Genomic DNA, 7,504 nt, shown 5'->3' with positions numbered 1-7,504 from the left:
CGCGTCAGCGTGCGGTCACAGGAATCACATAGGGGTGGGGACGAATGAAGAGCATCATCGTGCGCCGGGTGACCCTCGCGATCGCGCTGACCGCCGCGCTCGGGGGCGTGACCGCCTGCAACTCGTCGGACTCGTCCGGGAGTTCGGGCAAGGACGGCAAGGCGGTGCACAAGGGCACCACCCGCGTCAGCCCGATAGCGGCCCTGCGCTCCGCGGAGCGGTCCACCGACGGCGCGGACTCCGCGAAGGTCGAGTCCACGACGTCCATGGGCACGCTGATGGACATGAAGGCCGACGGAGTCATGGGCTGGGCCGACGGCCTCACCGGCACGATGACCATCACGTACACGGGCGGCACGCTCGCCGACACCATGCGGCGGACCGGCAGCACCTCGATGCAGGCCCGGTACCTCTCCGACGCGTACTACGCGCGGATGAGCGACACGTTCGCCCGGCAGTCGGGCGGCAAGCACTGGATCCGGTACGCGTACGACGACCTCGCCCAGTTCGGCGGCAGCTCGGGCGCGTATCTGAAGGACCAGATGCAGAACACCACGCCGAACCAGTCGGTGAAGCTCCTGCTGGCCTCCGGGGACGTCCACAAGGTCGGCTCGGAGAGCGTGCGCGGCCGGCGGACCACGCACTACTCCGGCACGGTCGACGTGGCGGACCTCGCGACCAGGTCGTCCCACCTCAGCGCCGGGCAGCTCGCCGACCTCAAGAAGCAGCTCACCACGGCCGGCGTCAGCACGGAGAAGGTCGACATCTGGGTCGACGGCGACGACCTGCTCGTCAAGAAGGTCGAGAAGGGCGAGCTGACGAGCGGCACCATGACCTCGACGGCGTACTACAGCGACTACGGGACGAAGGTCTCCGCCGAGAAGCCCCCGGCCTCCGACACCGCCGACTTCAAGGACCTCCTGAAGGCCCAGGGAGCCGCCGGAGGGGCCACGTCCTGACCCCTGGAGGCCGCCTCCGGAACGCCCTCGCAGCGGCCCGGAGACGGCCCCGCGGCGGCCGTGAGGGCGCCGAAAACCCTGAGGGTCCTGTCGTACCCCTCCGGTATGTTCATGCCACATCTGAATCTGTGAATCGCTCATCTGTTTCCTGGGGGGAATCATGAGACCTGCTGTGCACACCTCGGTACGACGCGGAGCGACCGGCGCGGCCCTCGCGGCGCTGGTCCTGGGCGGGGGAGCGGTGGCCTGTTCCAAGGGCACCGACCAGTCGCCGGAGATGACGCCCGCCGCGGCCGTGGCGAAGGCCGCGAAGAACACCGAGGACATCACCTCCTTGCACTACCGGATGGCCGGCAAGGTCCCGGAAGAGGGCCGGGTCACCGCCGAAGCGTCGATGAGCATGAAGCCGCTGGCCATGAGCATGAAGATGACGGCCGCGGACTCGGGCACCGACGGCCCGGTCGAGATGCGCCTGGTGGACGGCGCGATGTACATAGGCGGCGGCGCGCAGGCCGCCAAGGAGATGGACGGCAAGAGCTGGATCAAGTTCGACATGTCCGCGCTCGGCGCCGGCAAGGGGGTGAGCGCCGACCAGCTCGGCGGCGGCGAGGCCGACAAGAACCCGGCGGCCGAGTCCACCTTCCTCACCGGCTCGAAGAACGTGAAGAAGGTCGGCACCGAGACCGTCGAGGGCGTGAAGACCACGCACTACAAGGGATCGATCACTCTCGACGGGCTGCGCAAGACGCTGAAGAGCGAGAGCAAGGCCACCCGCGAGCAGCGCGAGAAGAGCCTTGAGCAGTACGAGAAGATGGGCATCGACGCGATCACGATGGACGCCTGGATCGACGGCGGGAGCCGCACCAAGCAGTTCCGTATGCGGGGGACCGCCGAGAAGGGTCCGCTCGACATGACCATCACCTTCCTCGACTACAACAAGCCGGTGACGGTGAAGGCCCCGCCCGCCAAGGACACCGCCGATCTCGCCGAGATGATGAAGGGCGCCCAAGCGGGCTGACCCGCGTGAGCGGGTCCGGCCGGCGCCCGTCTGTACTGGGCCGTTCGGCCGGATTTGCTTCACGGAGTTCGGTTCACGTACTCTCCACGAGAAGCCAAAGACCGCTGGTCGTTGCCTCGTTCTCGCAAGAGGGCGTGGTGGCCGAAGGATCCGCTGAAACTGCGGACGACCCGCGTAGGTGACTGTGGACATGTTCCCGGAACCCGCTGCCACGCGTGCGGATCATCCGGTAGAGCTACGCCCCGTGCGCCTGCGCCGGGGCGTTTTGTTTTGTCGGCCCCTTCTGAGCGGTCCTCATCACCCGGAAGGAGGCCACGCTTATGGCAAGGCCCGACAAGGCTGCCGCGGTAGCCGAGCTCGCGGACCAGTTCCGTAGCTCGAACGCTGCCGTGCTGACCGAGTACCGGGGTCTCACCGTGGCGCAGCTCAAGACGCTGCGTCGTTCGCTCGGTGAAGACGCCCAGTACGCCGTGGTGAAGAACACGCTGACCAAGATTGCGGCCAACGAGGCCGGGATCTCTACGCTCGACGACCTGTTCAACGGTCCGACGGCGGTCGCCTTCATCACCGGTGACCCGGTGACGTCGGCGAAGGGTCTTCGTGACTTCGCCAAGGACAACCCGAACCTCGTCATCAAGGGCGGTGTCCTTGACGGCAAGGCGCTGTCCGCCGACGAGATCAAGAAGCTTGCGGACCTCGAGTCCCGCGAGGTTCTGCTCGCCAAGCTGGCGGGTGCCATGAAGGGCAAGCAGACTCAGGCTGCGCAGCTCTTCCAGGCGCTCCCGTCGAAGTTCGTCCGCACTGCGGAGGCGCTTCGCGTCAAGCTCGAAGAGCAGGGCGGTGCCGAGTAATTCGGCTCGCGCATTGACCGCCGCCTGAGGCGACGGTCGCAGCGGGCCGAACGTACGCCCGCCTCACCAGTACATCCCGGCACCTGCCGAATTAGTGGAAGGACGCCATCATGGCGAAGCTGTCCCAGGAAGAGCTGCTCGCGCAGTTCGAGTCCCTCACCCTCATCGAGCTCTCCGAGTTCGTGAAGGCCTTCGAGGAGAAGTTCGACGTCACCGCCGCCGCCGCGGTTGCCGCTGCCCCGGCCGGCCCCGCCGCCGCCGCTGAGGCCGCCGAGGAGCAGGACGAGTTCGACGTCATCCTCACGGGTGCCGGCGAGAAGAAGATCCAGGTCATCAAGGTCGTGCGTGAGCTCACCTCGCTGGGTCTGAAGGAGGCCAAGGACCTCGTCGACGGCGCTCCGAAGCCGGTCCTCGAGAAGGTCGCCAAGGAGGCCGCCGAGAAGGCTGCCGAGTCCCTCAAGGGCGCCGGCGCCTCCGTCGAGGTCAAGTAACTCGACGAGCCTCTCAAGGGCTCCTGTGAAGCTGTCACAGCCGCTCGTGTAGCGCTGTAACGCTGACGCACCGAAGAGCGATCACCCAACTGGGTGGTCGCTCTTCGGCGTTGCCGGGGGTCCCCGAAGCGGCTGCCTTGCACTGCAGGTCACGGCGAGTATGGTGATCTTCGTTGTGCCCCCGCGGCCCTGTGACAGGCAGAGAGACGGGTTGCGGGACGGGCCGGACGTGACGATCGCGGCACACGCTTTGGGCCTGGGGGGCCTTGACGAACCGCACGGAGCGCGCAATTCTCAGGACGCGTCGTCACAACGATCCGTATCCGAGGCATGGATCGGCGGCGAAGAGGGCAGTATCGATGTGCATCGAGGGCATGGCTTGCGGCAGGTGTTGAGGACGACGAAGAGGGTCTCAAAAACCGGGACTGGACATCAGTGGGCCGAGTGGCTACACTGACCCTTTGCGCTGCCTGTTAGCTGCCTCCTGCCCGTCACCAGGGGCATACCCATGCTGGAGCATCGACGATCGGATCATCTCTGACCTGGCCTTATCCGGCCGGACAGAGAAAGGCCCGATGCTGTGTCCGACATGGGACCGGTACGCGCGTAGTGAGTCCGAGCCCTCGGAAGGACCCCCTCTTGGCCGCCTCGCGCACTGCCTCGACCGCGAATACGAACAACGGCGCCAGCACCGCCCCGCTGCGCATCTCCTTTGCAAAGATCAAGGAGCCCCTCGAGGTTCCGAACCTTCTTGCGCTGCAAACCGAGAGCTTCGACTGGCTGCTCGGAAACGACGCGTGGAAGGCTCGTGTCGAGGCGGCTCTGGACAGTGGACAGGACGTCCCCACCAAGTCCGGTCTGGAGGAGATCTTCGAGGAGATCTCCCCGATCGAGGACTTCAGTGGGTCGATGTCGCTGACGTTCCGCGACCACCGCTTCGAGCCTCCGAAGAACTCCATCGACGAGTGCAAGGACCGCGACTTCACGTACGCGGCCCCGCTCTTCGTCACCGCCGAGTTCACCAACAACGAGACCGGCGAGATCAAGTCCCAGACGGTCTTCATGGGCGACTTCCCGCTCATGACCAACAAGGGCACCTTCGTCATCAACGGCACCGAGCGTGTCGTCGTGTCGCAGCTGGTCCGCTCGCCGGGTGTCTACTTCGACTCCTCCATCGACAAGACGTCCGACAAGGACATCTTCTCCACCAAGGTCATCCCTTCCCGGGGTGCCTGGCTGGAGATGGAGATCGACAAGCGCGACATGGTCGGTGTCCGCATCGACCGCAAGCGCAAGCAGTCCGTCACCGTTCTCCTGAAGGCTCTCGGCTGGACCACCGAGCAGATCCTCGAGGAGTTCGGCGAGTACGAATCCATGCGCGCCACCCTGGAGAAGGACCACACCCAGGGCCAGGACGACGCGCTGCTCGACATCTACCGCAAGCTGCGTCCGGGCGAACCGCCCACCCGCGAGGCCGCGCAGACGCTTCTGGAGAACCTCTACTTCAACCCGAAGCGCTACGACCTCGCCAAGGTCGGCCGGTACAAGGTCAACAAGAAGCTGGCCGGAACCGCGCCGCTGGACGCCGGGATCCTGACCGTCGAGGACATCATCTCGTCGATCAAGTACCTGGTGAAGCTGCACGCCGGTGAGACCGAGACCGTTGGTGACAACGGCACGACGATCGTCGTCGAGACCGACGACATCGACCACTTCGGCAACCGTCGTCTGCGCAACGTCGGCGAGCTCATCCAGAACCAGGTCCGCACGGGTCTGGCTCGTATGGAGCGCGTCGTCCGCGAGCGCATGACGACTCAGGACGTCGAGGCGATCACGCCGCAGACCCTGATCAACATCCGGCCGGTCGTCGCCTCCATCAAGGAGTTCTTCGGCACCAGCCAGCTGTCGCAGTTCATGGACCAGAACAACCCGCTGTCGGGTCTCACCCACAAGCGCCGCCTGTCGGCGCTCGGTCCGGGTGGTCTCTCCCGTGAGCGGGCCGGCTTCGAGGTCCGTGACGTGCACCCGTCGCACTACGGCCGCATGTGCCCGATCGAGACCCCCGAAGGCCCGAACATCGGCCTGATCGGCTCGCTCGCCTCCTACGGCCGGGTCAACGCGTTCGGTTTCGTCGAGACCCCGTACCGCAAGGTCACCGGTGGCGTCGTCACCGACGAGGTCGACTACCTGACGGCCGACGAAGAGGACCGATTCGTCATCGCGCAGGCCAACGCGCCGCTGTCGGACGAGTTCCGCTTCGAGGAGTCCCGCGTCCTGGTCCGCCGTCGTGGCGGAGAGGTCGACTACGTCCCCGGTGACGACGTCGACTACATGGACGTCTCCCCGCGCCAGATGGTGTCGGTCGCGACCGCCATGATCCCGTTCCTGGAGCACGACGACGCCAACCGTGCCCTCATGGGCGCGAACATGATGCGTCAGGCCGTTCCGCTCATCAAGTCCGAGGCGCCGCTGGTCGGCACCGGCATGGAGTACCGCTGCGCGGTCGACGCCGGTGACGTCCTGAAGTCGGAGAAGGACGGTGTGGTCCAGGAGGTCTCCGCGGACTACATCACCACCGCCAACGACGACGGCACGTACACCACGTACCGCCTGCACAAGTTCTCCCGGTCGAACCAGGGCACCTCCGTCAACCAGAAGGTTGTCGTGGACGAGGGCGCCCGCGTGATCGAGGGCCAGGTCCTGGCCGACGGTCCCGCGACCGAACACGGCGAGATGGCGCTCGGCAAGAACCTGCTCGTGGCGTTCATGCCGTGGGAGGGTCACAACTACGAGGACGCGATCATCCTGTCGCAGCGCCTCGTGCAGGACGACGTCCTCTCCTCGATCCACATCGAGGAGCACGAGGTCGACGCCCGTGACACCAAGCTCGGCCCCGAGGAGATCACCCGGGACATCCCGAACGTCTCCGAAGAGGTCCTCGCCGACCTCGACGAGCGCGGCATCATCCGTATCGGTGCCGAGGTCGTCGCCGGCGACATCCTCGTCGGCAAGGTCACGCCCAAGGGCGAGACCGAGCTGACGCCGGAGGAGCGCCTGCTGCGCGCGATCTTCGGTGAGAAGGCCCGTGAGGTCCGCGACACCTCCCTGAAGGTCCCGCACGGCGAGATCGGCAAGGTCATCGGTGTCCGCGTCTTCGACCGTGAAGAGGGCGACGAGCTGCCGCCGGGCGTGAACCAGCTGGTTCGTGTCTACGTGGCGCAGAAGCGCAAGATCACGGACGGTGACAAGCTCGCCGGCCGTCACGGCAACAAGGGTGTCATCTCGAAGATCCTGCCGATCGAGGACATGCCGTTCCTGGAGGACGGCACCCCGGTCGACATCATCCTCAACCCGCTGGGTGTCCCGTCCCGAATGAACCCGGGACAGGTCCTGGAGATCCACCTCGGCTGGCTCGCCAGCCGCGGCTGGGACGTCTCCGGACTCGAGGAGGAGTGGGCGCAGCGCCTGCAGGCCATCGGTGCCGACCAGGTTCCGCCGCGCACGAACGTCGCCACCCCCGTCTTCGACGGTGCGCGTGAGGACGAGCTCGCGGGTCTCTTCGAGCACACCCTGCCCAACCGCGACGGTGACCGTCTGGTCCTCCCGTCCGGCAAGGCGAGGCTGTTCGACGGCCGCTCGGGTGAGCCGTTCCCGGACCCGATCTCGATCGGCTACATGTACATCCTCAAGCTCCACCACCTGGTCGACGACAAGCTGCACGCCCGGTCGACCGGTCCGTACTCGATGATCACCCAGCAGCCGCTGGGTGGTAAGGCTCAGTTCGGTGGTCAGCGCTTCGGTGAGATGGAGGTGTGGGCGCTGGAGGCGTACGGCGCCGCTTACGCCCTCCAGGAGCTCCTGACGATCAAGTCCGACGACGTCACCGGCCGCGTGAAGGTCTACGAGGCCATCGTCAAGGGCGAGAACATCCCTGAGCCCGGCATCCCCGAGTCCTTCAAGGTGCTCATCAAGGAGATGCAGTCCCTCTGCCTCAACGTGGAAGTGCTGTCCAGCGACGGCATGTCCATCGAAATGCGTGACACCGACGAGGACGTCTTCCGCGCGGCGGAGGAGCTCGGCATCGACCTGTCCCGGCGCGAGCCGAGCAGCGTCGAAGAGGTCTGACGGGAGTCCGGCCGGGCCTTGACCGCCTGTGGAAAAGGTGATCAAGGCCCGCCGGCCCCA

Annotated in this window: 5 protein-coding genes; all 5 read left to right on the top strand. The window is 66.3% G+C overall.

What is annotated here, in order from left to right; genetic code table 11:
* The first annotated feature begins 44 nt into the window (after positions 1-44).
* The 5 genes from ABZT74_RS19435 to rpoB all read left to right on the top strand — a co-directional run bounded on the left by ABZT74_RS19435 (position 45) and on the right by rpoB (position 7,444).
* A complete protein-coding gene (locus tag ABZT74_RS19435; RefSeq protein WP_356436342.1) occupies positions 45-959 on the top strand; it encodes a hypothetical protein in 915 nt (304 codons plus the stop codon).
* A 172-nt stretch (positions 960-1,131) separates the two neighbouring features.
* A complete protein-coding gene (locus ABZT74_RS19430) occupies positions 1,132-1,977 on the top strand; it encodes a DUF1396 domain-containing protein (protein ID WP_356436370.1) in 846 nt (281 codons plus the stop codon).
* Between the two features lie 320 nt (positions 1,978-2,297).
* Positions 2,298-2,828: a 50S ribosomal protein L10 gene (rplJ, locus tag ABZT74_RS19425; RefSeq protein WP_266456080.1), complete on the top strand. Its 531-nt coding sequence runs from the start codon at positions 2,298-2,300 to the stop codon at positions 2,826-2,828.
* 110 nt (positions 2,829-2,938) lie between these two features.
* Positions 2,939-3,319 carry a 50S ribosomal protein L7/L12 gene (gene rplL / locus ABZT74_RS19420; RefSeq protein WP_355882079.1) on the top strand — a complete coding sequence of 127 codons (381 nt, stop codon included), beginning with the start codon at positions 2,939-2,941 and terminating at the stop codon, positions 3,317-3,319.
* Between the two features lie 639 nt (positions 3,320-3,958).
* Entirely contained in the window at positions 3,959-7,444 is a 3,486-nt protein-coding gene (gene rpoB, locus ABZT74_RS19415) for a DNA-directed RNA polymerase subunit beta (RefSeq protein WP_356436339.1), read from the top strand.
* Positions 7,445-7,504: the final 60 nt, after the last annotated feature.

It is taken from the genome of Streptomyces sp. NPDC005302, assembly GCF_040607345.1.
In the GTDB taxonomy this organism is placed as follows: domain Bacteria; phylum Actinomycetota; class Actinomycetes; order Streptomycetales; family Streptomycetaceae; genus Streptomyces.
The sequence above is the reverse complement of the archived record's forward strand: the minus strand, read 5'-3'. Positions and strand labels throughout refer to the sequence as shown.